Source organism: Puia sp. P3, from assembly GCF_050632245.1.
In the GTDB taxonomy this organism is placed as follows: Bacteria; Bacteroidota; Bacteroidia; order Chitinophagales; family Chitinophagaceae; genus Puia.
In genome coordinates this window covers 5,437,293-5,461,037 of sequence record NZ_CP192583.1, presented here as the reverse complement: position 1 = coordinate 5,461,037, position 23,745 = coordinate 5,437,293, and the positions used below count along the sequence as shown (strand labels likewise).

General features: G+C 53.5%; 28 protein-coding genes. 25 read left to right on the top strand and 3 right to left on the bottom strand.

Translation table 11 applies throughout. The features are described 5' to 3' along the window. Positions 1 to 17 precede the first annotated feature (17 nt). Positions 18 to 527 (bottom strand): hypothetical protein, encoded by a 510-nt coding sequence (locus ACQ86N_RS34315; protein ID WP_431210984.1) that lies wholly within the window; start codon positions 525 to 527, stop codon positions 18 to 20. Positions 528 to 924: 397 nt separating this feature from the next. Here ACQ86N_RS34315 and ACQ86N_RS34310 point away from each other — a divergent pair, with 397 nt between their 5' ends. The 5 genes from ACQ86N_RS34310 (at position 925) to ACQ86N_RS34290 (ending at position 5,813) form a co-directional block, all read left to right on the top strand. Next, positions 925 to 1,422 (top strand): transposase, encoded by a 498-nt coding sequence (locus tag ACQ86N_RS34310; protein ID WP_431210983.1) that lies wholly within the window; start codon positions 925 to 927, stop codon positions 1,420 to 1,422. Between the two features lie 112 nt (positions 1,423 to 1,534). Beyond that, a complete protein-coding gene (locus tag ACQ86N_RS34305; RefSeq protein WP_431210982.1) occupies positions 1,535 to 2,071 on the top strand; it encodes a hypothetical protein in 537 nt (178 codons plus the stop codon). 197 nt (positions 2,072 to 2,268) lie between these two features. Beyond that, on the top strand, positions 2,269 to 2,493 hold the full coding sequence (locus ACQ86N_RS34300; RefSeq protein ID WP_431210981.1) for a hypothetical protein: 225 nt from the start codon (positions 2,269 to 2,271) through the stop codon (positions 2,491 to 2,493). Between the two features lie 34 nt (positions 2,494 to 2,527). Continuing rightward, positions 2,528 to 4,384, top strand: coding sequence for a hypothetical protein (locus tag ACQ86N_RS34295; protein WP_431210980.1), 1,857 nt, complete (start codon positions 2,528 to 2,530; stop codon positions 4,382 to 4,384). Positions 4,385 to 4,985: 601 nt separating this feature from the next. Continuing rightward, positions 4,986 to 5,813, top strand: coding sequence for a DUF2911 domain-containing protein (locus ACQ86N_RS34290; protein WP_431210979.1), 828 nt, complete (start codon positions 4,986 to 4,988; stop codon positions 5,811 to 5,813). On the opposite strand, the gene ACQ86N_RS34285 is transcribed toward ACQ86N_RS34290, so the two are convergent. After that, a complete protein-coding gene (locus ACQ86N_RS34285; RefSeq protein WP_431210978.1) occupies positions 5,782 to 6,633 on the bottom strand; it encodes a DUF4062 domain-containing protein in 852 nt (283 codons plus the stop codon). The two genes, ACQ86N_RS34290 and ACQ86N_RS34285, sit on opposite strands and share 32 nt — an antisense overlap. Before the next feature lie 110 nt (positions 6,634 to 6,743). Between ACQ86N_RS34285 and ACQ86N_RS34280 the strand changes: the two genes are divergently transcribed. From ACQ86N_RS34280 to ACQ86N_RS34185, 20 genes are all read left to right on the top strand, one after another. Continuing rightward, positions 6,744 to 7,466, top strand: a complete 723-nt coding sequence (locus ACQ86N_RS34280) for a hypothetical protein (protein WP_431210977.1) — start codon at positions 6,744 to 6,746, stop codon at positions 7,464 to 7,466. Further along, the gene (locus tag ACQ86N_RS34275) at positions 7,460 to 7,660 is read left to right on the top strand and encodes a hypothetical protein (RefSeq protein WP_431210976.1); all 201 of its coding nucleotides are present in this window, start codon (positions 7,460 to 7,462) and stop codon (positions 7,658 to 7,660) included. Before ACQ86N_RS34280 ends, ACQ86N_RS34275 begins: the two co-directional genes overlap by 7 nt. Positions 7,661 to 7,780: 120 nt before the next feature. Next, positions 7,781 to 8,923: an alpha/beta hydrolase-fold protein gene (locus tag ACQ86N_RS34270; RefSeq protein WP_431210975.1), complete on the top strand. Its 1,143-nt coding sequence runs from the start codon at positions 7,781 to 7,783 to the stop codon at positions 8,921 to 8,923. Positions 8,924 to 8,978: 55 nt separating this feature from the next. After that, a complete protein-coding gene (locus ACQ86N_RS34265; RefSeq protein ID WP_431210974.1) occupies positions 8,979 to 9,575 on the top strand; it encodes an RNA polymerase sigma factor in 597 nt (198 codons plus the stop codon). Between the two features lie 66 nt (positions 9,576 to 9,641). Beyond that, entirely contained in the window at positions 9,642 to 10,775 is a 1,134-nt protein-coding gene (locus ACQ86N_RS34260; RefSeq protein WP_431210973.1) for a FecR family protein, read from the top strand. Positions 10,776 to 10,989: 214 nt separating this feature from the next. After that, positions 10,990 to 12,492 carry a carboxypeptidase-like regulatory domain-containing protein gene (locus tag ACQ86N_RS34255; protein ID WP_431210972.1) on the top strand — a complete coding sequence of 501 codons (1,503 nt, stop codon included), beginning with the start codon at positions 10,990 to 10,992 and terminating at the stop codon, positions 12,490 to 12,492. Beyond that, positions 12,428 to 13,747: a hypothetical protein gene (locus ACQ86N_RS34250; protein WP_431210971.1), complete on the top strand. Its 1,320-nt coding sequence runs from the start codon at positions 12,428 to 12,430 to the stop codon at positions 13,745 to 13,747. The genes ACQ86N_RS34255 and ACQ86N_RS34250 overlap by 65 nt, the downstream gene beginning before the upstream one ends. Before the next feature lie 91 nt (positions 13,748 to 13,838). After that, complete coding sequence (locus tag ACQ86N_RS34245) at positions 13,839 to 14,363, top strand: hypothetical protein (protein ID WP_431210970.1); 525 nt, start codon at positions 13,839 to 13,841, stop codon at positions 14,361 to 14,363. A gap of 46 nt (positions 14,364 to 14,409) precedes the next feature. Further along, positions 14,410 to 15,594 (top strand): RagB/SusD family nutrient uptake outer membrane protein, encoded by a 1,185-nt coding sequence (locus tag ACQ86N_RS34240; protein ID WP_431210969.1) that lies wholly within the window; start codon positions 14,410 to 14,412, stop codon positions 15,592 to 15,594. Next, entirely contained in the window at positions 15,587 to 15,775 is a 189-nt protein-coding gene (locus ACQ86N_RS34235; RefSeq protein WP_431210968.1) for a RagB/SusD family nutrient uptake outer membrane protein, read from the top strand. Before ACQ86N_RS34240 ends, ACQ86N_RS34235 begins: the two co-directional genes overlap by 8 nt. 41 nt (positions 15,776 to 15,816) lie before the next feature. Continuing rightward, entirely contained in the window at positions 15,817 to 16,752 is a 936-nt protein-coding gene (locus ACQ86N_RS34230) for an ABC transporter ATP-binding protein (RefSeq protein ID WP_431210967.1), read from the top strand. After that, complete coding sequence (locus tag ACQ86N_RS34225; RefSeq protein WP_431210966.1) at positions 16,715 to 17,626, top strand: ABC transporter permease; 912 nt, start codon at positions 16,715 to 16,717, stop codon at positions 17,624 to 17,626. The genes ACQ86N_RS34230 and ACQ86N_RS34225 overlap by 38 nt, the downstream gene beginning before the upstream one ends. Next, a complete protein-coding gene (locus tag ACQ86N_RS34220) occupies positions 17,583 to 19,184 on the top strand; it encodes a Gldg family protein (RefSeq protein WP_431210965.1) in 1,602 nt (533 codons plus the stop codon). The genes ACQ86N_RS34225 and ACQ86N_RS34220 overlap by 44 nt, the downstream gene beginning before the upstream one ends. A 6-nt stretch (positions 19,185 to 19,190) precedes the next feature. Then, a complete protein-coding gene (locus ACQ86N_RS34215; protein ID WP_431210964.1) occupies positions 19,191 to 20,369 on the top strand; it encodes a MutS-related protein in 1,179 nt (392 codons plus the stop codon). Continuing rightward, a complete protein-coding gene (locus tag ACQ86N_RS34210; protein ID WP_431210963.1) occupies positions 20,363 to 20,545 on the top strand; it encodes a hypothetical protein in 183 nt (60 codons plus the stop codon). Before ACQ86N_RS34215 ends, ACQ86N_RS34210 begins: the two co-directional genes overlap by 7 nt. Beyond that, positions 20,542 to 21,285: a hypothetical protein gene (locus ACQ86N_RS34205; RefSeq protein ID WP_431210962.1), complete on the top strand. Its 744-nt coding sequence runs from the start codon at positions 20,542 to 20,544 to the stop codon at positions 21,283 to 21,285. Before ACQ86N_RS34210 ends, ACQ86N_RS34205 begins: the two co-directional genes overlap by 4 nt. After that, positions 21,275 to 21,859, top strand: a complete 585-nt coding sequence (locus ACQ86N_RS34200; RefSeq protein WP_431210961.1) for a MutS-related protein — start codon at positions 21,275 to 21,277, stop codon at positions 21,857 to 21,859. The genes ACQ86N_RS34205 and ACQ86N_RS34200 overlap by 11 nt, the downstream gene beginning before the upstream one ends. Positions 21,860 to 22,030: 171 nt before the next feature. Further along, positions 22,031 to 22,222 carry an acyltransferase family protein gene (locus ACQ86N_RS34195; protein ID WP_431210960.1) on the top strand — a complete coding sequence of 64 codons (192 nt, stop codon included), beginning with the start codon at positions 22,031 to 22,033 and terminating at the stop codon, positions 22,220 to 22,222. Next, positions 22,203 to 22,721 carry a hypothetical protein gene (locus ACQ86N_RS34190; RefSeq protein ID WP_431210959.1) on the top strand — a complete coding sequence of 173 codons (519 nt, stop codon included), beginning with the start codon at positions 22,203 to 22,205 and terminating at the stop codon, positions 22,719 to 22,721. The genes ACQ86N_RS34195 and ACQ86N_RS34190 overlap by 20 nt, the downstream gene beginning before the upstream one ends. Continuing rightward, positions 22,718 to 23,113: a hypothetical protein gene (locus ACQ86N_RS34185; RefSeq protein ID WP_431210958.1), complete on the top strand. Its 396-nt coding sequence runs from the start codon at positions 22,718 to 22,720 to the stop codon at positions 23,111 to 23,113. The genes ACQ86N_RS34190 and ACQ86N_RS34185 overlap by 4 nt, the downstream gene beginning before the upstream one ends. 78 nt (positions 23,114 to 23,191) lie before the next feature. Here ACQ86N_RS34185 and ACQ86N_RS34180 read toward each other — a convergent pair whose 3' ends face one another. Further along, positions 23,192 to 23,689, bottom strand: a complete 498-nt coding sequence (locus tag ACQ86N_RS34180; protein WP_431210957.1) for a cupin domain-containing protein — start codon at positions 23,687 to 23,689, stop codon at positions 23,192 to 23,194. Between the last annotated feature and the right edge of the window lie 56 nt (positions 23,690 to 23,745).

Sequence of the window (23,745 nt, the reverse complement as noted above, 5' to 3'; positions counted from 1 at the left end):
CCTGGTCGCAGGACCGATCAATTACCCACCAGCCGGTAGTGGGTCGATACGTGCCAATGATGGAGCGTCGTGATCTTGAACTGGTTTCCTTTTGGTGTTACATATACCAGCTTCACCTCGCGGAAAAGGTTGTCGTTATCCAGGAAACCGATGATGCATGAGAGGGGTGTGGATCCCTTTTTAAGGACGGGGCGGGGCACGGTGCCGAGATCCGGAAACCTAAGCGTATCGTCGCCGGGGAGTCCCTCGTAATCTACATCAACTCGATAGCGCATTGTTTTGGACGTTTCATACAGCTTCACCACGAATTTGCCGTTTCGGTGTCCTGTCGGTTCCAGATATTCTGCAACGGGTTCTTTTTTAGTCGCTGACCGGTCCTCAGGGTTTTGTCTTGGGGCCGGCAGTACCGGATTGGAAGGGTCTATCCGAAAGGTGTCTTTTCGGGTATGCTGCTGGGCGGAGGCGTTACGGGTGGCGAAGATCAACAGGACGGTTGTCAGGATAAATGGGGTCAGGGGTGGTTTCATAACGTGTCAAGATAGGATTTTTCATTTTGTGGTGCAAGTTTTACCGCCCGCGGTGGAAGTTGTGGCTGCCTGTGGTGGAAGGTGCGTACAGATTGGGTGTTTTCACTAATGTCGTTGACTTAAGCAAGAAAAGGTGTTTTCACGGTGGGGTGGGTATTGATAATGAAGTAATTTGTAATGAGTATATAAGAAGGGGCGGTGTGATCGCCGAAAACCAAAAAAAGATTACCGGATCAAAGTAACCAACAAACTAAACTACCATATCAATGACAGCGAAGCATTCAAAGGCCGTCACACGCACGGCCAGGAAGGGGCCTTCACCAGGAATCGTCTGCTTCCGTTTGGTCATTTGATAATCAGTATATTAAGAATGGGAAAGACGGGACTACAACGGGAGATGGACCGCTTCTTAAGCGAGACGGAGAACGAGCAGTTCAACATCCGCAGGATCACCAAGAGTGGGTTCAGCCGGTCGAGACGGAAGTTGGCGCCCGAAGCGTTCCTTGAGCTCAACGATATTATCTGGAAGGACTTCTATAAGGAAGTCGATTACTACGGTTATCATGGACAGAAGCTGTTGGCGGTCGATGGCACTTATCTGAACCTGCCGAACCATCCGAGCATCCACGAGGAGTTTGACAGAAGAGGCATGGGTAGGGGAAAGAACAAAGACCTGCCCAAGAGCATGTGCCTGCTGTCCGCGCTGTATGATCCGGTGAACTATCTGACGTTGGATGTGCAGACCGGTCCGACGGATGGCAACGAACAAGACCTGTTATTGAAGCATCTGCCAAAGGTGGAGCGGGGAGATATATTGCTGCTGGATCGCGGATATCCTGGCGCAGCGCTGTTTGCCGGCTTGCAATCCAGGGCATTCACTTCATCGTCCGGATGAGGGAGCACTGGTTGCCGGTCAGGGAGTTTAGAGCCAGCCGCAAGCGGGATACGATAGTAACGTTGACCGTGCCGGATAAATACTATGATAGCTTTGCCGAACAGTTCCCTCGATGAAAAGGGAAGTCAAATGCAGGCTGGTTAAGATAGCACTGGAGAATGGAGAGGAGGAAATATTGGGCACCTCGTTATTAGATACCGTAAAATACAAGCTGCCGGAACTCGGTGAACTGTATCAGATCCGCTGGGGTGCGGAGGAAGGTTACAAGATGTACAAGGCCCGGGTGCAGGTGGAAGCCTTCAGCGGCAAGACCGCTACCGCCGTTAAGCAGGATATTTATGCCAAGGTGATGATGATGACCTTATGTGCAGCACTGGCGTTCCCTATAGAGGAAAAAGTCATTGCAGAAAGCACTGCAGATAAACAGAAAGGCAAGATCAGGCACCGTAAAAAGATCAACCGCACCTTTGCTTATTGGTCGACCAAATGTATCCTCATCGGCATGTTCATTAAAAGGACCATCAGATTAGCACTTGCTGTCTTCGACAAACAGGTGGCCGCTAACACAGAAATCGTTCGACCTGGCAGGCATGAAAACCGAAAGCGACGACCGCCAAGACTGTATCATATGAATTACAAAGACGTGTGAAACCCTTAAGTCAATGACATTAGTGTTTTCACGGGTGGTGGGACGATAGGAATATCGGACCTTTCAGGGTATACCTATAACCCCCAAAAATCGACTTATGAGCACCACGACCCTGAAAAAGTGCGGACGCCCGGCATTCGGGCTATAGCCGACAGTTCTCGAGCCTTTCCCTGCGGGATCTGCTGGATGCACGGGAGATGTTCCATGTGCATTTGATGAACAAGCGAAACGTGATCGCGACGGCGGTTGGACGGTACCGCATGCGCAAGACAGATATCAGGGGCGGCCGCTATGCACCGGATCACAAGTTCCCCAGGAAGGAGCGGACGCTTGAGAACAGTGTAGTGATGGAAGATATCAGCTGGCCCTGTATCCTGGTGTTTGTGAAGAAGCTGGGAGGACGAGACGGAGCTGATCCATGACGGCGGGAACAATATCGTCCCGAAGTCGATCTATATGCCGGACGGGCGGGTGGTGCCGATCTGTGTGGTGGCGGCCCCGAAGGAGGAGCGGTCTGATGTGACGGTGAATCCCTCGGACCTGCGCTTTCCCCGGAATCTGATCAGCGGAGGTTTTCCGTTGGTAATTTACCAGCAGGGTGAACGGCGGATCGCGTCAGTGGGGTGCGTGGTGAGCGATGGTAATGCCTATTATGCGGTGACAAATAAGCATGTGGTGGGAAAGCCTGGCACGCCGGTGTATTCTGTTTTTCACGGGCAGGAAAGGAGGATCGGCGTTAGCAGCGCGCATACGCTTGGCAAGCAGCTATTTTCTAAGTTATACCCCGGTTGGCCCGGTGCTTCGATGATGGTGAATAACGATGTCGGGTTGATCGAGATCGACGATATCAAGGACTGGAAGACTGAGATCTACCAGATCGGGATCCTGGGGGAGCTGATGGATTTCAATACGTATAATCTGTCCCTGGACCTGATCAGCCAGAAGGTGCGGGCATATGGCGCGGTTTCCCGTGAGATCCGGGGCGAGGTCGTGGCGCTGTTCTACCGGTACCAGTCTGTGGGCGGGATCGAGTATATGGCCGATTTCCTCATCGGCGGCGAGAACGGCAGCAATCTGAATATCCATCATGGAGATAGCGGTACCGTGCTGGTCATGGAAGAGGAGGACAAAGATTCCGGCGCCGTGAGCTGCCGGCCCATAGCACTGGTGTGGGGGCAGCATGAGTTCCTGGAAGGCAGGGAGCGGGTGAAACGCGCCTATGTGATGGCAACGTCGCTGAGTAATGTATGCAGGGAGCTGGAGGTGAATATCGTCAGGGATTATAACCTGGACCAGGATTATACCTGGGCGAAGGATGGCCATTTTAAGATCGGTAACCGGTCTGCGGAACTGGTGACTGAGCCGCGGCTGGTGAAATTGCTGAAGAAACACCAGGAGAAGATCGGCAATTCGGATAAGGACCTGTTGGACCAGACGAATATTGCGATGGCGAAGAGTACGGATTTTATCCAGCTGGCCGATGTGCCGGACCTTTACTGGCGGTACAAACGGTTCAAGACGGAGGGGAATAATCATTTTGCGGACATGGACGAATCGAATCCAAAGGTGATGGGCGGAAAAGACCTGCTGGCGCTGTCGAAGGATCCCGCTTTTGTGGATATTGGTCAATGGATAGATTTTTATCAGCAGATGGACGTAGTCGATCCAAAAACGAAGATCGATCGCGATACGAACGAAGAGGTGCCGAGTCCGAGGGCGGGGTCACTGCCGTTCCGGGTGTGGCAGTTGTATACGCAGATGGTGCGGTCGCTGAAGGCCGGGAAGGTGGATGAATATCTGGTGGCGGGCGGTACGATGACCCATTATGTAGGTGATGCCTGTCAGCCGCTGCACGTGTCGTATCTGCATGCCGGCATCCCCGGTCAGGAGACGAATGTGCACGGGGAGTATGAGGATAAGATGATCGCGGCCAACCGTAAGAAGTTGTTTGCTGGGGTAAATGCGCTGAATAATAAGGTCAAGGACAGCCAGTTGATTACGGGTGGTCATGGGGCGGCGCAGTTCGTGATCGCGCTGATGCAAAAGACGTTCGACACACTGTCGCCGATGGATATCATTACGGAGTTTGGGAAGATCAGTGGAAGGGGCAAGTATGACCTGGCGTGGAAAGTACTGGGTGCGCGGACGATCAAGGTGATCGCGTCGGGCTCCAATGCGATGGCCGTGTTGTGGCAGAGTGCGTGGATCGAGGGTGGGGACCGGCTATCCCGCCCGGGAAGTATGCGGGGATCACTACAGATGATTTGCAGGCGTTGTATGAGGATTATCATTTTGTTCAGTCCTTTAACATAACGGACGCGAGTTTTCCGGACGCGCTGGAGAATGATACGAGGAAGTAGATTTTTTTTGGGGGGGTGGCCGGGAGTGAATCCCTCACCGGTCTGCCCCTGGATCTCCGTGAATAGGGGATGAACCAACTTGAACAAACTTGACAAGGGGGTGGTGGTGCGGGGGGCGGAAATCGGCTAGATTTGATGCATGCATACTAAAATTGAGCCTTCAATAAGTCGTCGGGCTGGTGAGCCGGCCGCAATTTGTATATTTCTTGGTGCGATGTTGCTGGGTTCCTGCCATGTAGCGCCGGCAAAACGATATGGATTTGTTACGATGCTTGGGCAGGATACGATATCGGCAGAAACTGTTATTCGCCAGGGTAATACACTGGAAAGCGACGAGGTGGATCGCTTTCCCCGGGTGCAAGTACGGCATACCGTGGTTAAGCTGAACGATGATGGCAGCATCCGACACCTGGTAATGGAAATTCACGCGCCCAGTGAACGACCCGGCCAGCGGGACCGGACTGTGGTGGCGGATGTCGCCGATAACAAGGTACGTCTTTCAAAAACGGACAGTACGGGAACGCTAACCAGGGGATTTCTCAACGGGTGGCAGTATGGTGGTGGCACATGTGCCGCAGATGTATAGCCTGTATGAGCTGTACTTTGCCGCAGCGCTGAAGCATTCGGCGTCAGCAAAGCTGGCAGCCGGAACGCCTGTGGAACTGCGGCAGTTCTATATCGACCGGGAATTTGACCGATTCCCGCTGGGGCACGCCACGGTAACCCCTGTTGGGAAAGGCAAGGTAGAGGTTGTACACGACTGGCTCGCTGGAACGGGCGAGGCCATGATGGACTCCGCCAATGACATGCTCAGGTATTCGGGAGTCCGGACTACCTATAAAGAAGAGGTAAAGCGACTGAACATAGCTCCCGAGGTAAAAGTTATTGCCGCCAGCTGGGAGGCAAAAGAGGCGGCAACCGGCGTCGCGAAATCGTTGAGCGTCCGGGATTCCGTGCGCGCGCAGGTGGGTAATGCCGTAGTAACCATCGATTATAGCAGGCCGATGTTGCGGGGACGAACCTTGCTGGGTGATTTGATACCTTATGACCGGGTATGGAGGACGGGGGCCAATGCCGCTACGCAGTTCACGACGACAGTTCCGATTAAGATGGGAGGGATGGCCGTGCCTGCGGGTAGATACACGCTATTTACCGCACCGCATACGGGTGGGGTCGATCTGATCGTGAATAAGGAAAGCGGAGAGTGGGGGACAGACTACAATGGCTCAAAAGACCTCGGGTCAGTAAGGATGACCAGTGAGGTGGCCTCCACGCCAGTGGAGGCGTTCACGATATCTGTTATTCCCGGCGATAACCGGCATGGTAAACTCCTGTTCGAGTGGGGGACGTTCAGGTGGATTGCTCCGATTGAGGTGGAGTGAGGCCGTCGGCAAATGCATATCCTTTACGGGTAATCGAAAGGACTTCGGCATCGGGGGATGGCCGGTTGACAAAATCGTGTTCTATCAGTTCGTCCAGGGCCCCATCCCATCTTGTCAGTGTTCGGGGGGTGGTGTCGGTGAGAAATTCCCTGTCATTTGTCGACAGGGTTTCCCCGTTGAGGTATCTGACCCTAACGATCTGTCCGGCCACGTCCTTGACGCCTTCGGACAGCAATTCTTTGGCGTCGTCGCTAAGTGTGGAATTGGACGATCTGGTTTCGGGGGAACTTTCGTGTTGCTCGTTGTGAGAATAATTGTCCTGATTGAGCAGCATGCCGAGGTGGTTCTGGAAATCCTGTCTGAACTGGTCAGGGTCGTTAAATTCATAGGTCAAGCCTTTTGTCTGATATTCGGTCTTGAGTTGTTTTACTGCCGCGTACTGAACGGGATCCAGCAACTCCGGCTGGATGGGCCGTTTGGAAAAGTATAGCAGCGTGTCTTTCTCAGCTGCGATGTGCTGCGCGATCTCTTCCACGGTGCCGCTGGCGGCCTTGCCCGTCGGTGTTCCGACGCGTGTCCAGAAAATCCCGACGAGGATATCGGCTGAGTCCAGGAGCTGCTGATTAATAACGGCCTGCGGACGGTCGGCCATCGACGGAAATGCGTTCTGCTCCCATCCGATGGGCTGGAGTACAATGTTACGGCACCCGGAGTTGACGTTGTTCCAGTCGAGGATGACCTGGCGGGCAATGGCCCGTTCCTCGGTGAGGTCACCAGGGGAGGCGATAAATACCTGGTATACTGTTGCAGAATAGGACATCAAGGATGATTTTAGCTGCGATAAGTGAAAATGGGTGTTTATACGGGGGACCAGCCTGGAAAAGTTGTCTAAATTTAGGAGCTATTTTGCAAAAAGGAACAGATAAAATCATGAAACATCTATTTATAGCCGTGTTGGCGGTGGTTGCATGCCAGTGTATGGGCCAGGGTGGAGAAGTGAAGGAGCAGGGTGGGAAGACGAAAAACCAGGCGGGGAAGACGAAGGATCAGGGCGGGAAAACGAAAAATGACCTGACGATCGTGATCATCCGCCACGGCGAGAAATATGCGGCCGGCAGCAACCTGAACTGCAAGGGGCTGAACCGGGCGCTGCATATACCTGCCGTTATTAACAAGCAGTTCGGGAGGCCGCTGGTAATCTATGTTCCAACGGTAAAAACGGGTGCCGTTACTTCGGAGGACCGAATGTTCCAGACCGCTACGCCGCTGGCTGTGACCGACTCGGTGGCCGTCAACAGCGAGTTCGATGAAACAAATACAAAGGGTCTTGCCGACTTCCTGAAAACGCAGAACGGTTTGCAGCTGGTAGTCTGGGAGCACACCAATATACCCAGGCTGGGGCACGCGCTCGGACTGGGTAAAGATTCGCTGAGCTGGCAAGGTAGTGATTTCGATAGCATTTGGATCGTGACTTTTCCTAACGGCAGGAAGCATCCGCCGATAATGAGGAAGTCGGTGGAAGGGTTGAACGGATTGCCCAATCAGTGTCCTACGGGCAGGGTGCGAGTCCTGGTTTGCCCGGATTTGGGTGGAAAATTTTGGACGCCGTCACAAGATTATTACGGGCATTGGTGTAACTTCCCCCTATGCTAAAACAATATCTGCTACTGCTGCTCGCCGCCTCTTTTTGTGCGGTGGGTCAAGCCCAGACGTTCCGGGTAAGTTATCCGGCGGCCGCAATGAATGGGCCGTTTAGTGGGAGGGTGATCCTGTATCTGAATAAGGAGAACCGGAACCCCAAGGATGCGATGGCCGACCTCGGAGGCTTTTCCTTGTTTTGCGGTTGAGGTGAAGGATGTGAAGCCTGGTGGGATCGTAACGTTTGATGATCGGGCGGCGGCGTTTCCCGCGCGGTTGTCGGACATAGAACGGGGGAGTACTATGTACAGGCGGTTTGGGACAGGAACATGGGAGGGCGGGCGATCGCGGAGAGTCCGGGGAATGTTTATTCTTTGCCGCAGAAGGTGAAACTGACGAAGGAAGCCGGTGCGGCGTTCAGTCTGAATTGCGATCAGGTGGTGCCGAAGCAGGGGTTTACCGATACCAAATTTGTAAAGGAGCTGAAGGCACCGTCGCGGCTTTTGTCGAAGTCGCAGGGAAGGGAGATGACGGTGGATGCTGCGGTGCTGCTCCCCCACGAATATTATACGCAGCCGGAGCGGCAGTTTCCGGTGATGTTCATTGTGTCCGGATATGGCGGGGATTATCATCGCTATTCGGGCGATTCGACTTTCTATAGCAGGCCGTTCGATTCGGTCGCCTGTATCACGGTGTTTCTGGATGGTAATTGCGCCGGTGGTCACTCTGTATATGCCAACAGCGATAATAACGGCCCATGGGGGGACGCTCTCACTACTGAATTCATCCCGCAACTTGAAAAGACCTATCGCTGTAATGGGGCGAGGCTCCTGAGGGGGCATAGCAGCGGAGGGTGGACGGTGCTCTGGCTGCAGACGCATTATCCCGATGTGTTTGCGGGCTGCTGGTCGAGCTCACCCGATCCGGTCGACTTCCGGAATTTTCAGCGGGTCAACCTGTATGAAGAAGACAATATCTATTATAAGAAGGATGGAGCTTCGAATTCTGTCGCCACTATCGCGGGATATTTTCCGGTCGCGTCGATGAAGCAGTGTTATCAGCAGGAGTTTGTGTTGTACCGGGGCGAGCAGATGCATTCGTTCAACCAGGTGTTCAGCGCGAAAGGAGCGGATGGTCAGCCGGTTCCGGTCTGCGACCCTGTGACGGGGGCCATCGACAAGTCCTGTGTGGAGCACTGGAAGACCTATGATATATGTGCGTATCTGCGCAGCAACTGGCCGGCGCTCGAGAAGGTATTGCAGGGCAAGATCAGGGTATCGGTGGGTAATCAGGATAATTTTTTGCTGAACTATGCCGTGCATATGCTGGATGACGAGATGAAGAAACTGGATACGCGATTTGTGTTTCAGTATTATCCGGGGGATCATTTTACGCTGAATACGCCGGAGTATCAGACGGCGGGGACCGGGTTTCTGGCGGAGAGGTATGCGCGGTGGAAGACGGGACATTGATCATGAGCCGGGATAGGTGAGCACCAGGCCATTGTTTTTTTCCTACTTTTATCGAATGGCTCCGGACAATCCCCACACGGATGAATCGCTGGTTGCGGCTCTGACGAGCGGTGATCCTGATGCTTTTACCGCCATATATGAGAGGTATTGGGATAAGCTGCTAGTTTATGTCATGCGTGTTATCCGGCGGCAGTCCGACGCCGAGGATATTGTTCAGGAATTATTTGTTTCTCTCTGGAAGCGGCGCCAGGAACTACAAATCGAACGTAGTCTTTCAACCTACCTGTATAATAGCGCCAGGTATATTTCCATCCGACATATAGAAAAAAACAGCACCTACGCCGGGTATTTGGATCGGCTGGCCATACAGATGACAGCCTATTCCGGGGAAAGCCTGGGGGTGGAATCCGCGATATTCGGGCGTGAGCTGGAGGCGCGTATCGATGGGCTGATCGGGCAGTTGCCGGAAAAGATGAAAGAGGTTTTTATCCTTAGCCGCAAGCATCATTTGTCCTATAGGGAGATTGCCGACCGGCTTTCGATATCGGAGGAGACGGTTCGGAAGCAGGTATACAAGTCGCTGAAGATACTGCGCGAAGGGCTGGGACTGCCGGCGGGGCTGGTTCTTTGGCTGACCACGCATTTTTTCTAAAAAAACTTGATATAGGATACCACTTCGGATACCGGGATGTCACTAATACTATAGAACCTATCTATTATGTTGCCACAGGATGCTCAATTATTGCTTCAGCGCTATCTGGCCGGGGAATGTACGGCTGCGGAGAGAGAATTGGTGGACGGATGGTTTGCCGAGCTGGGGGAGGAGTACAAGGGAGAGGTGGTTTTGGAGGAGGCCGGGGTTGTTCGTGACAGGATGTTGATGAAGATAAGGGAAGAACTGGGAGTGCGGGTGCCGGTCAGGCGGATTGGATGGCGGCGATATGGGGCAGTGGCGGCGTCGGTGTTGATCGTAGCGGCGGGTGGCTGGCTGTTGTGGCAGCGGAGTGGTGAAAAGACCAATACTATTAATCCGGTGGCTATCGCTATCGAGGCAAGACCGGGAGGTAACCGGGCCATGCTGACGCTTGGAAATGGTCAGCGGGTAGTCCTTGACAGCGCGGCCAACGGTCTGTTGGCGATGCAGGGGAGTAACCGGGTCATGAAGCAGAATGGTCAGCTTGACTATCAGGCTGAGGCGGAAGGAAAGGAGAAGACGGTATTATATAATACCCTGACGACGCCAAGGGGTGGCCAGTACAGGCTGACACTTCCGGACGGCACTAAAGTATGGCTGGACGCTGCGTCGTCGATAATATATCCTACCGCGTTCATCGGGAAGACGCGCCGTGTTAGCATTACGGGTCAGGCTTATTTCGAAGTGGTGCATGATGCGAAGCAGCCTTTCGAGGTCGGAGTACAGGAGCTGACCGTTCGCGATATCGGAACCTCGTTCAATATCAACGCCTATGGCGAGGAGCCGACGATGAAGGTCACGCTGGCCGGCGGCGCGGCGGAAGTGGGGGGCGCAGGGCGTGTGATCGCACTGAACAGGTCTGGTCAGCAGGCCGAATGGCGAGACTCGCAGCTGGGTACTGCCGGCGATGCGGATCTCGAATCGGTGCTTGCCTGGAAGAACGGTTATTTCTACTTAACCAGCGCGGATATTGCCACGGTTATGCGGGAGATCAGTCGCTGGTATGATGTCGATATCGTTTTTGAAAAGGGCGTTCCCGCTGGGCATATCACGGGAGAACTGCCGCGGTCGACGATGCTGTCGAATATCCTGCAGGTATTGCAAACCAGCGGCGTTCATTTTAGAGTTGAAGACAGGACGATCCGCGTAATGCCATAAAACCTCATCCTTTACTGAATATTGGTTGAAGTCCTGAAAAGAAAACCGGAAGTGTTGGTACCACTCCCGGCGAGACGTTCAGGTCTGACGCAACACAATTGTTGGAAACTGCTTTATTGTTAAACCCAAACACTGCAAATGTATGCTTTTAGCAGCATTGAGAAGCATTCCTATGACCAAAAGGAATGTATTCCTTACCAAAACTCTGTTAGTCGTGAGATTGACAACTTTCTTATTATTGGCTTTCTGTTTACATCTCAGCGCGAATACGCGGGCGCAGCAGATCAACCTGTCTGAACAGCATGTTCCGCTGGACAAGGTCTTCAAAAAGATAACCGATCAGACGGGGTATTTATTCGTCTACCGCGATGAGTGGATGAAACAGACGCATGATATCAGTATCTCGGTCCGCAATGCGGCTCTCAGGGAGGTGCTGGACATCTGTTTTAAAGACCAGCCTTTTACCTATGCCATCATCGACAAGATGGTCGTGCTGAAAGATACGATTCCGGCGGTCGGGAGATTGAGGTTGGTCGATGCGCCATCGGGGGACAGTGTCCACGGCCGGGTGGCGGATAGCCTTGGCGCTCCTCTTGTCGGAGCGTCGATACGTATCAAGGGTACGACGAAGGGGACGCAGTCGGATGTCCATGGTGATTTCAAGTTGAAGCATGTCCCCGAGGGTACGGCGCTGGTTGTCTCCTATACGGGCTATGTCACCAGGGAGTTTACGGTGGGTGCGGGTGTCGGCAACTATCACTATATGACGCTGCAGCGCAGCCAGGACGAATTGGATGTGACGGTGATCCAGGCGTATGGCACTACGAGCCGGCGGTTCAATGTCGGCTCGATATCGACCGTCAATGCTTCTACCATCGAGAAGCAGCCGGTGACCAATGTGATGCTGGCGTTGCAGGGGCAGGTGCCCGGTCTGGCCGTCACGGCTACCAGCGGCGTCCCGACCAATACGGTTCTGCTGCAGATCAGGGGACAGAATACGGTGATGTCCAATGCGCCGTACGGCCAACGGCCTTATGACCAGCCACTGATCATCATCGACGGCGTGCCCTTCGCGCCGCAAAATAAAAATCTCAGCCAGTTCGGTAACTTTGGAACGGATGGCAGCAGCAATGGCGGCATCAATCAGTTCGGCGGTGTCAGCCCCTTTGCTTCCATCAACCCTTCCGATATCGAGAGCATCACGGTCCTCAAGGATGCAGATGGCACCTCCATCTATGGTACACAGGGGTCCAACGGCGTGATCCTGATCACCACTAAAAAGGGTAAGGCCGGCAAGACGATGTTCAATCTGACGGCCACAACGGGGTTCAACAGTACTGCGCGCGAACTGCATGTAATGAATACGGAGCAATACCTGAAATATCGGCGCGAGGCCCTTGCGCAGGACAGTGTTACGCCCAGCAATACCCCGTATACCGGCGGATATGCGCCCGATCTGACCGTCTTCGATGCAAATAAATATACCAACTGGCCTAAGCAGATATACGGCAGGACGACCAATAACACCGATATACACGCCAGCATATCGGGTGGTAGTTACAATAACACGTTCATTTTTTCCGGTGGATATACCCGGTCCGATTTCAATTATCCGGGGAATTTTTGCAGATCAGCGGCTGACCCTTCACAGCATGTTCCATCATGTTTCCAACGACAACCGGCTGACGCTGGATTTTGGGGCGGATGTCGGATATGACCAGAATCATTCCGCAGGGTATGCCGGCAACAAAGATGTCCTGCTTGCGCCGAATTTGCCCGACCTGAAGGACCCGGATGGCAGCCTGGTCTGGGTCTATAAGGGCATCAATCTCAGCAACTATCAGTTCTACGCCAATTTGTTGCAGCCCGTCAACCTACAAAACTACAATATCAACAACAGCCTGCATCTTAACTATAAGGTCATATCAGGGTTGACCTTTGGCCTTACTGCGGGATATAACCGTAACACCAGTGACGAGAGCACGAAAATCCCGGCAGTCTCGCAGACGCCGCTATACGGCGCTTACCGAAGCGCGGAATTCGCACAGAACAATTTTCAGACGCTAAACATCGAGCCTCAGATCGACTATAATGTCAATATTGGCAAGAGTATGTTGTCGGTACTGGCAGGCGGCACTTATAAGAAGAACACCAACTATCAGCAGACGCTCGAGGGAACGGGTTACAGCAATGATCAATTGCTTGGTTCCATCGACGGCGCCGCGACGGTGTATCCGTATGATCAGTCGTCGGTATACAAATACAGTGCTGCCTTTGCGCGACTGAAGTATATCTATAACCAGGAGTTTATCGTCAGCATGGGCGGCAGGCGGGATGGGTCAAGCAATTTCGGCCCCGGGCGGCAGTTCGGTAGTTTCGGTTCGGCCGGAGTTGGCTGGATCTTTACTCAGGAAAGAGCCGTTAAGAAGGCGATGCCCTTTCTCAGCTATGGCAAGCTGTCGGGCAGTTATGGGTCCAGCGGTTCCGACGGCATCGCCGCCTATAAATTCCAGGCCTTCTGGCAGCCGCTCAGTTATGTGCCGGCCGTTCAGGGAGTGCAGCCGAATCAACCGCAGAATCTATACAATCCGGATTATGGCTGGGCGACGAAGAAATCGCTCAATATCGCCCTCGATCTTGGATTCTTTCACGACCGGCTGCTCCTTAACACCACTTTCTACCGCGACCGCGAAGGCGACCAGCTCGGCGGCTATCCTCTGCCGATACAGGCAGGATTCGGAACGGTATTGGAGAACCTGCCTGCCCAGGTGCAGAACCAGGGCTGGGAGATATCCTTTACGTCCAGCAATATACAGGACCGGGGTTTTACCTGGAAGACCAATTTCAACATTACTTTCAATCGAAACAAACTGCTCAGCTTCCCGAACCTCGCGGGGTCCTCGTACGCCAGCGTCTATAAGATCGGGGAGCCCAGCTTCTATCATATTTGGGTATCGTTACAAGGGCATTAACCCGACGACCGGGCTGTTCGAATACCTGAATGCCAAGGACCAGGTCACGTCTACTCCGGCCTATGGGCTGGTTGCCGATGGCGGGGACCAGGTGCCCATCGCCAACCGAGAAGTCAAATACATGGGTGGGTTCGGCAATACTTTCACCTACAAGCGAGTCAGCCTGTATATCTTCTTTCAGTTCTCGAGCCAGACGGCGCCCAACTGGATGTATACGTTGTACGGCAACGGGTATACACCGGGTAGTCCGCTGATCAATATGCCGGTGGCGGTGATAGGCAATTACTGGTCGGGCCCTGGCGATACGCGGGCGACCCTGCAGCATCTTGTGACCAGTTATAGCTCGAAGGCTTCCAGGTCGGCTTCGGCTTTCAGCCAGTCGTCCGGGGCGTATAGCGACGACACCTACGCAAGGCTGAAGACCGTGTCCCTGTCTTATGCCCTGCCGGATAAGCTGCTAAAAAGCGTGCATATCCATGACCTGCGGGTCTATTGCAATGCGCAAAATCTGCTTACGCTGACGAACTACAAGGTAGCCGATCCGGAGACGTTCAATGATTTCACCCAATTCCCGGTGCAGCGAATCGTTGCGTTCGGACTGAATTGTAATCTTTAATCTTTATTATCATGAAAAAATATTCTTTCAACCATATATCGTTGGCGTGGCGCTATTGCTGGTTGCGGAGCTGGCCGGCTCCTGCAAGAAACTGATCGGGATCCCGCCCAGCCCGCCCTCGCAGATCGCGGAGTCGCAGCAGTTCGCAGACAGCAGTACGACGCTGACCGCGATCTCGTATGCCTACAGCTATGTCGCGCTGAGCGTCTCCGGATTCGGATATTCCGACGCGAAGATCCCGGAAGCCGCGGGCCTTTCTTCAGACGAGTTGCTGTACAACAACGGCTATGATCTGGACATGACCGGATTCTATGGGTATACTCTTACGAACCTGAACTCCGATGTCAGCAGTCTTTGGACGAGTCCCTATACTTCCCTGTATACTGTCAATGCTGTTATAGCCGGGGTAAAGAACAATCCAGGCCTGTCTTCCGCATTCAGGGCTCAGGCCACCGGGGAGATGCAGGTGCTGCGGTCGCTGTACTATTTCAACCTCGTAAATTTATTCGGCGGTGTTCCGCTGTCGTTGACTACGGACTACGAGGTCAATGCTGTTATGGCGCGTGCTTCGGTCGATTCCGTTTACGGGCAGATACTTGCGGACCTGACCAATGCGAAGCAGAATCTGTCGGCGGCCTATCCTTCCAGCGGGCATATACGGTCGAATCAGCTGGTGGCGACTGCGTTGCTGGCGCGTGTCTATCTGTACCGTCAGCAGTGGCAGCAGGCCTACGATGCTGCGAGTGCGGTCATCTCGTCGGGTCAGTATAGTCTGGTCAGCGACCCCAACAAGGTCTTTCTCGACGGCAGCAGTGAAGCCATCTGGCAGCTGCCTGCCAAGACCGCCTATTACGAGGTAGCGGAGGCGCATGATTTTTCATCCCAGTACGGCGCTGCTCCGACTTATCCGGTGACCAAATTCCTGTTGAATGCTTTCGAGCCAGGGGATCTCCGGATGAAGGACTGGCTGGGGCAGTATGTCAGCGGGACGGATACGTTGTACTATCCTTTCAAATATAAAAATGTCCAGTCGGGCGGTCCGACGACCGAGGATGTCATGATCCTCCGGCTGGCGGAGCAATACCTGATCCGTGCGGAGGCTTCTGCGGAGCTGGGCAACGGTGCTGCGGCGCTGTCCGATCTGAATATCGTTCGTGCGCGTGCGGGGCTTCCGGCCAGTACGGCCAGTGCGGGCTCGCAGTCTGCGTTATTGAATGCGCGTCATGCATGAACGGCAGGTCGAACTATTTACCGAGTGGGGGCATCGCTGGTATGATTTGAAGCGCACGGGGCGGGCGGGCGCGGTCCTGGGCGCTGAGAAGACCGGCTGGACGGCTGACGCGGCGCTCTATCCTGTCCCGATGGCGCAACTGCAGAGCAATATTAACCTGAAGCAGAACCCCGGATATTGAGGGGGAACGAATAAATTTTTGAACAATTTCTCCGAATAAGTATGAATCATTCTATTGTAAAGCTCGAACGGCTTTCGCACAAGTATTCGAGCAGCTGGGCCATCCGTGACATCAATATCGAGATCGACAAAAATGGCATCGTGGGGCTGCTCGGCTCGAATGGCGCGGGCAAGTCAACGACGATGAATATCCTTTGCGGATGTCTGAACCAGACCGAAGGTCAGGTCTTTATCGGCGGTATCGATATGCGAAAGGATCCGGAGTCGGCCAAGCGGCTGATCGGCTTCCTGCCGCAGAATGCACCGCTGTACACGGACCTGACGGTGGATGAGTATCTTGTCTACTGTGCCAATTTGCGGAAGATGCCGAAGGCGGAGATACGGCTGGCGGTAGAGATGGCTAAGGATCGCTGCGGTATCGCGCATTTCAGCGGCCGTCTGATCCGGAATTTGTCCGGGGGTTACCGCCAACGCGTGGGTATTGCGCAGGCGATCATCCATCGTCCGTCTCTAGTGGTGCTGGATGAGCCAACCAATGGTCTTGACCCGAACCAGATAATCGAGGTCCGCGCCCTTATAAAGGAAATCGCCGCCGACCGGGCGGTCATCTTCTCTTCGCATATCCTGTCGGAAGTGCAGGTGCTGTGCAAGGACATCAGGATGATCGACAACGGCCGGATCGTCTTCTCGGACACGATGGATGCTTTCAACAATTATATGGAGCCGCATAGTGTGATCACTTATATGGACAATCCTCCGCCGGAGGAGGATCTGCTGGGGATCTCCGGTGTTACCAAAGCTGATTTTCTCACGGAGAAGCAGATCCGATTGTATTTCAACGGCGATCAGGAGATCACCGAGCGCATTGTCGGCACGAGCGTGGCGAAGGGATGGCGGCTGAGGGAGATCTCGCTGGACAAAAGCTCACTCGACGAAATATTTGCCCAACTTTCCAATCATAACGGCCGGACAAAATAAAGCTCATGAAGACAATCGTAAAAATAGCCAGGACGGAACTGGCACTACTTTTTATTCTCCGATCGCGTGGTTTCTGCTGATCGCCTTTCTGTTCCAGAGCGGGCTAATGTATACCAGTATGCTTGAAGGGACGCTGACTACCCGGGACCTTGGCGGGATCGGGTTGAAATATCTCGACTTCCTGACGGCCCGGACCTTCGCTCCGCAGAATGGGATCTGGCCGAGGCTGGTGAGGAGTCTTTATCTGTATTTGCCTTTGCTTACCATGGGATTGATGAGCCGGGAGATCAATGCCGGTACGATCAAGCTGTTGTATTCTTCGCCTATCAAAATACGGGAGATCATCTTTGGCAAGTTCATGTCGATGATGGTTTATAATCTCGTACTCGTCCTGGTGCTGGCTTTTATATCGGGGCTGGGCCTGTTCAACATTCAGCATGCCGATGCGGGCATGCTGTGTACATCGTTGCTGGGTGTGTATCTGCTGCTTTGTACGTATGCGGCCATCGGACTTTTTATGTCGTGTCTGACCTCGTACCAGGTGGTGGCGGCTTTGAGCACGCTGGTGGTGCTGGCGGCGCTGAGCTATGTCGGAGAGCTGTGGCAGGATATAGACTTTGTGCGTGATCTTGCGTATTTCCTGTCGATACAGGGGCGGGCGAATCATCTGCTGTTGGGGCTGATCTCGACGAAGGATATTATTTACTTTCTTGTCATCATCGGGATGTTCCCGGCGTTTGCCATCTACAAACTGCAAGGGGATCGCGAGTCGAGGCCGATGCTTGTTAAGGCGGGCCGGTATGTGCTGATCTTCGTCGGCGCCCTGACTATTGGATATATCAGCTCGAAAACCTTCACTGACGGGGTATGTTGACGCTACGAGTAACCAGTACCTGACGCTGACTGCCAATGCGAAGAAGGTCATCAAAGAGATGGGGGACAAACCGCTGGAGGTGACCTCGTATGTCAACCTGCTGGATAATCGGTTCTGGTATGGCAAACCTGAGCAGCGGAATATTGATCTGGCGAGGTGGGAGCCTTATCTGCGGTACAAGCCGGACATCGGTTTCAAGTACGTCTATTATTACGACAGTCCGGTGGATAAGAATTTTTTCAAGTATAATCCTGGTGTGGGGTTGGCGCAACTGGCGGAGCGGTATGCCAAATCCTTTAAGGTCAATCTGAGGTCATTCGAGACACCAGCGGAGATCGGCAAGACCATCGATCTGCGGCCCGAAAAGAACCGGTATGTCATGGAGCTACAGTACAACGGAAGGAAGACTTTTTTGCGACTGTTCGATGACCGGGATGTTTTTCCGTCGGAGACGGAGACTTCGGCGGCGCTGAAACGGCTGATGAAGGCAAAGCTGCCGAAAATCGCGTTTGTGCAGGGGGAGTCGGAGCGGAGCATCGACAAGATGGGGGACAGGCATTTCAAGTATCTGACGAATGAAATTACGTTCAGGTATTCGCTGGTCAACCAGGGTTTCGATGTATCGAAGATATTTTTGGATGACGAGGATATTCCCGGGGATATTACCGCTCTTGTGATCGCGGATCCGAAAATGGCGTTTGACAGTATTTCGAGGCGTAAGATCGAGCGGTATATCGCCGATGGCGGCAATCTGCTGATCGCGGGAGAACCGGGGAGGCAGGATATTGTGAATCCGTTGCTGGCGGCGCTGGGGGTTAAGATGATGGACGGGATGATGGTGGAGAAGAATAAGGATTTTTCTCCGGTGCTGGTGCAGCCATACTTAACGCAGGATGCGGCGGCCATTACCAAACAGCTACGCGACGATTTCAATGACAGTCTGGTAATCGCCATGCATGGAGCTGCGGGGCTGTCGGTGAGCGCGGGCGGTCCCTTTATGGCGATCCCGCTGGCGATGACGGATGGCAAAAACAGCTGGAACAAGAAGATCAGGCCTGATGAAAATATGATTGAAATGGCCGAGGACGAGGAAACGCCGCGCAGCATGGGAGGTTCTATGATAAGTATCGGCGACGGGTCGGAGTCGGGGGGCAGGCATAAGAAGGCCGAGGCATCGGATCCTGACCCGGACATGCTCCGGTATGACCCGGGTAAGGGTGATCAGCGCGGGCCGCTGTCAGCGATAGTCGGGCTTACGCGTAAGATCAACGGGAGGGAGCAACGAATCGTCGTTGCAGGGGATGCCGATTTCCTGAGCAATGCGGAGCTGGGCCGGTACAATATCAAAACCTGCAATTTCGATTTTTCCACGGCTATCTTCAGCTGGTTCGCGCATGGAGAGTTTCCGATCGATACTTCGCGGCCGCCGTCGCAGGACAAGCGTCTCAATATTACGGATAGCGGGCTGGCTTTCCTGAAGGTGATGCTGATGGGGATCCTTCCGGGGCTGTTGCTTGTTTTCGGAAGCGTGCTGCTGATCCGGCGTAAAAGAAAATAAGGGTCTATGAATTTTTCTACCGACAAGCAGACGCTGGATGACCTGAATATTTTCGGGAAGCGTGGTGGTGATTCGATCTATGGACTATTTAGTCAGACGCAAACGCGTGGCGGCGCTTCGCTGATAGAGCAGTTGTTCCGTGAACCACTGTCGCGCCCGGATGCGATAAGGAAGCGTATCGGTATTTTTCGACATTTTGCGGAGTTGGGATTGAGTTTTCCTTTTAAGCCCGAGTGGTTCGATGCGGTCGAGCAGTACCTGGCGAATACCGATGAGCGAACGAAGCTGTCGAGGGGTGATGGGTCGCTGGAAAGAAGGATCAGGGGGCTTGTGTCTACGAATACTGAGGAATCGATTATTCAAAGGGGTATTGGTTCGCTGGTGGAGATGGTGCATGTCTGCAATGAATTTGTGCTGGGGGTGGGTGGTTTGGATGGCGGGGTGGGTGATGGTTCCGCATATGGGGAGGAGCGGACTGCTATGGCGGGTTTATTGGGGGATCCGGCATTTGCGGGAGTGCTGCGGGTTTCCCCGCGGAAGAAATTAGGTTTTGAAGAGATGGCTGTTTTGGATGAGGTGTTACGTTTTCGGAACCGGTCTGTCGTCCGCCGCCTGCTGGAGCGGATCTACTATCTCGATCTCTATCTGACGGTGGCGCGGGTGGCGGTTGCCCGAAAATTCGTTTTCCCTGTCGTGTTGGATAGCGGATCGAATACGGTCCGGCTGGAGGGGTTGTATCATCCTGGACTGACAGGGGCGATCCCCAATTCCATAGCGATCAGCTCCGACAACAATATTGTGTTTCTGACCGGTGCCAATATGGCGGGCAAGAGCACTTTTATGAAATCGCTGGGTATCGCCATATATCTCGCGCATATGGGGTTTCCCGTTGCTGCGTCTTCTATGGAATTTGGGGTGCTGGACGGACTGTTTACTACGATCAACCTCGCCGATAACCTGGGCCTGGGCGCCAGCCATTTTTATGCCGAGGTGCTGCGGGTGAAGAAGGTAGCTGAAGAGCTGAATCGCGGGAGGAAGCTGCTGGTGATCTTCGACGAATTGTTCCGCGGCACCAATGTAAAGGATGCCTATGAGGCGACGATTGCAATAACGGGGGCATTTGCGTCGCAGCGGAACAGCGTCTTTGTGATCTCAACACATATCATAGAGGCGGGGAGGTGCTGAGGGAGCGGTGCGATAATATTGGATTTTTGTTTTTGCCAACACGGATGGAAGGGAGCCGTCCGGTATATACGTATCAACTGGAGGTCGGCATTACCGATGATCGTCATGGGATGGTGATTATCCGCAATGAAGGCATTCTGGATATTCTTGAGAACGGCAATTTTGATGCATCATGAACTTTATTACCGATCAACAGACTTTGAATGACCTGAACCTGCTGGGCAAGCATCGGCGTGGTTCCGTGTTCAGCCTGTTCAGCCAGGTGAGGACCAGGGGTGGGGAGCGTTTGCTGGAAGAGATGTTCCGTCATCCGTTGACCGATGCGGAGGCCATCAATAGCCGAAGCGGCCTTATACGATATTTTTCTGCGCTGGACATGGTTTTTCCGATGAGTGGTTCGCAGGTGGAGGCGATGGAGAATTATCTGGGGAGCCCTGGTCATGGGCATCTTCCGGCTGCGGTTTGGCATGGGTTGCGGCGGAAGTTGATGGCGTCGCTGGTGCGTGATGAGACGGATGGGATGTTGCGGGAAGGGCTGAGTGCGGCTGTCAATGGACTGCGGGTAGTCAGGGAATTTTTGCGGGGGCTTATGAGGCGAGATCCGGATGGGCCCTTTTCGGAGAGGGCGCGTGCTGCGTTGAATGTATTGGAGGACCGGATGCTGGCAGGGTCGTCTGTTTCGGGTGACTCGTCGCTGGTGCAGGTGGCGCGGTATGACTATCTGTTGCGGACCCGGCTGCGGGCCGGTCTGGAGACGGTAATGACGGTGCTGAGCGAGCTGGATGTATATATTGGCGTTGGCAGTGCGGCCCGGGTCAATGGCTGGGGATACGCAGGCGCCTTGCCGATGCGGCGACAATATAGTGCGGATCGCGGGCTTGCGGCATCCTGCCGTAAGCAATGCCGTGGGCAATAGTATCGCGCTGGACAGGGATATCAATATGCTATTTCTCACCGGCGCCAATATGGCGGGTAAGTCGACTTTTATGAAGGCCTTTGGCATTGCGTTGTACCTGGCGCATATGGGATTTCCCGTAGCGGCAAAGGAGATGATTTTTTCAGTGCGGGATGGTTTGTTCAGCAGCATCAATGTTGCCGATGACCTCAGCCTTGGGCATAGTCATTTTTATGCCGAGGTGTTGCGCGTTAAGAACGTGGCGCGGGCTGTCAGCGAGGGTAAGCGGCTGGTGGTCCTGTTCGATGAGTTGTTTAAGGGAACGAATGTCAAGGATGCCTATGATGGAACGTTGGCGGTCACCGGGGCCTTTTCGAAATATCGCCGGTCCTCCTTTATCATCTCCACGCATATCGTAGAGGCCGGTGAGGCGCTTCGGCTGAGCAGGGATAATCTTAGGTTCGCCTATCTGCCTACGATGCTTGACAACGGAAAGCCGCGTTATCCCTACGTCCTGGAGGAGGGGATTGCCGCCGACCGGGTAGGTATGATGATCATCGAGAATGAAGGAATTATAGAAATCATTAAAAAATAGAATTATGTGGTCCATATTCAGGCGTATAGCGCCTATGTTCCTGATCCCGTTGTCTCGGCCGGTGGGACTCGGGGGCGGTTCTAAATGGTGAATGAAGTTTTGTTTCTCATGTGATTTTGCGGCCGGGGTGTTTACCCTGGCTTTTTTCTCGAAAACTATTATTTTCACCGAATGACTCATACTGTAAAGAAGCACTTCGAGGTGCTGGATGGTCTTCGGGGGATGGCGGCACTGGCGGTAGTTGTTTTCCATTTCATGGAGGTGGTGGTGCCGGATTATAGCCGGAATTTTATCGGTCATGGGTTTTTGGCCGTGGATTTTTTCTTTTTGTTTGTCGGGGTTTGTGATTGCGTATGCATATGATGGCAGGGTTAGTAGGCTGGGGCTGAAGGAGTACTTCAGGTCGAGGCTGATCCGGCTGCATCCTTTGGTGGTGATGGGGTCGGTGCTCGGGTTGGTGGGGTTTTTTATTGAGGGTTTTGTTGGGCCGGGGTTTGGTGGTCCGGTGCAGACGATCGATGGGTGGAGGATTGCTGAAGGTTTTTTATGTTCTATTCTGATGATCCCCTTTCCGGTGATGGCGAGCCGGTTTTATAACAATTTTGGTTACAATGCTCCTGCGTGGTCGCTTTTTTGGGAGTATATCGCTAGTCTTTTTTATGGGCTTTTTCTTTACCGGATCGGGCGCCGTTATCTGGTGGTGTTGACCGTGCTCGCGGCGGGCGGTATTGTTTGGGTTGTTTATAAAGAGGGATCGTTGCTAGGTGGATGGAGTGGTGGGACTTTTGGGACGGGCTGGCGCGGGTGGCTTATTCATTTTTGGCGGGTATGTTCGTCTATCGGTCGAAGTGGATTGTTGTGAACGAGTTTGGTTTTTTGGCGATGTCTGGTCTGCTGCTGCTGGGGTTTGTGGTTCCTTATTCTACGTGGAACCTGTTGTGGGAATCGCTGATCGTGCTGGTTTATTTTCCTTTGCTGGTCGCACTTGGAGCGGGGACGGCTCCGGCGCCGCGGGTTCGGCGATTTTGCGTGTTCTCAGGGAAGATATCGTACCCGCTGTATATGACGCATTACTGGCTGATATGGATCTTTGCTGATTATTGGAATAAGCACCGGCCGGCCGGGGTGCGGATTTTTGTGATCATATTGGGGATGGTTGTGTTGCAGGTTGTTTTGGCATATGTTGTGATGGTTGTGTTTGATGTGCCTGTGCGGCGGGCGCTTTCGCGAAGGACGCGGATGGTGAGGGGGTGAGGGTCGTGTGGATGATGAGGGGTTAGAATTTCAGTGGCGGGCCGACGATCTCCATGCCGTGGGTGTGCCATAATTCTTTTAAGTTTTTTCCTGGTCTTTGGGGACGCCTTTTCCGAGTTTTGCCATTTGGTGGAAGAAGTCTTCCATGGATCCGGCGGGCTGAAAGAGGACGAGCATTTGGGCGGGGCCTTCGCTGATCTTGGCGAAGGCGTGGGGGATCTTGCGTGGGCCGAAAGCGCTGTCGCCGGATTTGAGGTTGAAGGTATCGTCGCCTACTTTAATGATGAACTCGCCGGAGATAATATAGAACCATTCGTCCTGGTTGTGGTGCATGTGCAGGGCCGGGCCGCCTTTCTCTTCGCGGCGGGTATCGTAGATGAGGAGTTCGCCGTTGGAATCTTTTGAAGAAATCTTACAATCGAACTGGCCGCCCATGATAAGGAGTTCCTCCTGGTACCGGTCTTTGTTGCCTTCGATCTTAAAGCCTTTTTTGGGAGGTTGGTTGTCCTGGGAATGGGCTTGCGATATGAGAGCGGATGCGAATAATGGGAATTGGAGAAACAGACGACGGTCCATAGTTGATGGGGTTGGGGGTTAATGAAATGGGTTGGGTCGGTTTAAATATAAGGAAT

Excerpts from the sequence above, each read along its gene's own strand:
- ACQ86N_RS34315 (WP_431210984.1), bottom strand. The coding sequence starts at position 527 with ATGAAACCACCCCTGACCCCATTTATCCTGACAACCGTCCTGTTGATC.
- ACQ86N_RS34310 (WP_431210983.1), top strand. The coding sequence starts at position 925 with ATGGACCGCTTCTTAAGCGAGACGGAGAACGAGCAGTTCAACATCCGC.
- ACQ86N_RS34305 (WP_431210982.1), top strand. The coding sequence starts at position 1,535 with ATGAAAAGGGAAGTCAAATGCAGGCTGGTTAAGATAGCACTGGAGAAT.
- ACQ86N_RS34300 (WP_431210981.1), top strand. The coding sequence starts at position 2,269 with ATGTTCCATGTGCATTTGATGAACAAGCGAAACGTGATCGCGACGGCG.
- ACQ86N_RS34295 (WP_431210980.1), top strand. The coding sequence starts at position 2,528 with ATGCCGGACGGGCGGGTGGTGCCGATCTGTGTGGTGGCGGCCCCGAAG.
- ACQ86N_RS34290 (WP_431210979.1), top strand. The coding sequence starts at position 4,986 with ATGGTGGTGGCACATGTGCCGCAGATGTATAGCCTGTATGAGCTGTAC.
- ACQ86N_RS34285 (WP_431210978.1), bottom strand. The coding sequence starts at position 6,633 with ATGTCCTATTCTGCAACAGTATACCAGGTATTTATCGCCTCCCCTGGT.
- ACQ86N_RS34280 (WP_431210977.1), top strand. The coding sequence starts at position 6,744 with ATGAAACATCTATTTATAGCCGTGTTGGCGGTGGTTGCATGCCAGTGT.
- ACQ86N_RS34275 (WP_431210976.1), top strand. The coding sequence starts at position 7,460 with ATGCTAAAACAATATCTGCTACTGCTGCTCGCCGCCTCTTTTTGTGCG.
- ACQ86N_RS34270 (WP_431210975.1), top strand. The coding sequence starts at position 7,781 with ATGGGAGGGCGGGCGATCGCGGAGAGTCCGGGGAATGTTTATTCTTTG.
- ACQ86N_RS34265 (WP_431210974.1), top strand. The coding sequence starts at position 8,979 with ATGGCTCCGGACAATCCCCACACGGATGAATCGCTGGTTGCGGCTCTG.
- ACQ86N_RS34260 (WP_431210973.1), top strand. The coding sequence starts at position 9,642 with ATGTTGCCACAGGATGCTCAATTATTGCTTCAGCGCTATCTGGCCGGG.
- ACQ86N_RS34250 (WP_431210971.1), top strand. The coding sequence starts at position 12,428 with ATGTTCCATCATGTTTCCAACGACAACCGGCTGACGCTGGATTTTGGG.
- ACQ86N_RS34235 (WP_431210968.1), top strand. The coding sequence starts at position 15,587 with ATGCATGAACGGCAGGTCGAACTATTTACCGAGTGGGGGCATCGCTGG.
- ACQ86N_RS34230 (WP_431210967.1), top strand. The coding sequence starts at position 15,817 with ATGAATCATTCTATTGTAAAGCTCGAACGGCTTTCGCACAAGTATTCG.
- ACQ86N_RS34215 (WP_431210964.1), top strand. The coding sequence starts at position 19,191 with ATGAATTTTTCTACCGACAAGCAGACGCTGGATGACCTGAATATTTTC.
- ACQ86N_RS34205 (WP_431210962.1), top strand. The coding sequence starts at position 20,542 with ATGAACTTTATTACCGATCAACAGACTTTGAATGACCTGAACCTGCTG.
- ACQ86N_RS34195 (WP_431210960.1), top strand. The coding sequence starts at position 22,031 with ATGACTCATACTGTAAAGAAGCACTTCGAGGTGCTGGATGGTCTTCGG.
- ACQ86N_RS34180 (WP_431210957.1), bottom strand. The coding sequence starts at position 23,689 with ATGGACCGTCGTCTGTTTCTCCAATTCCCATTATTCGCATCCGCTCTC.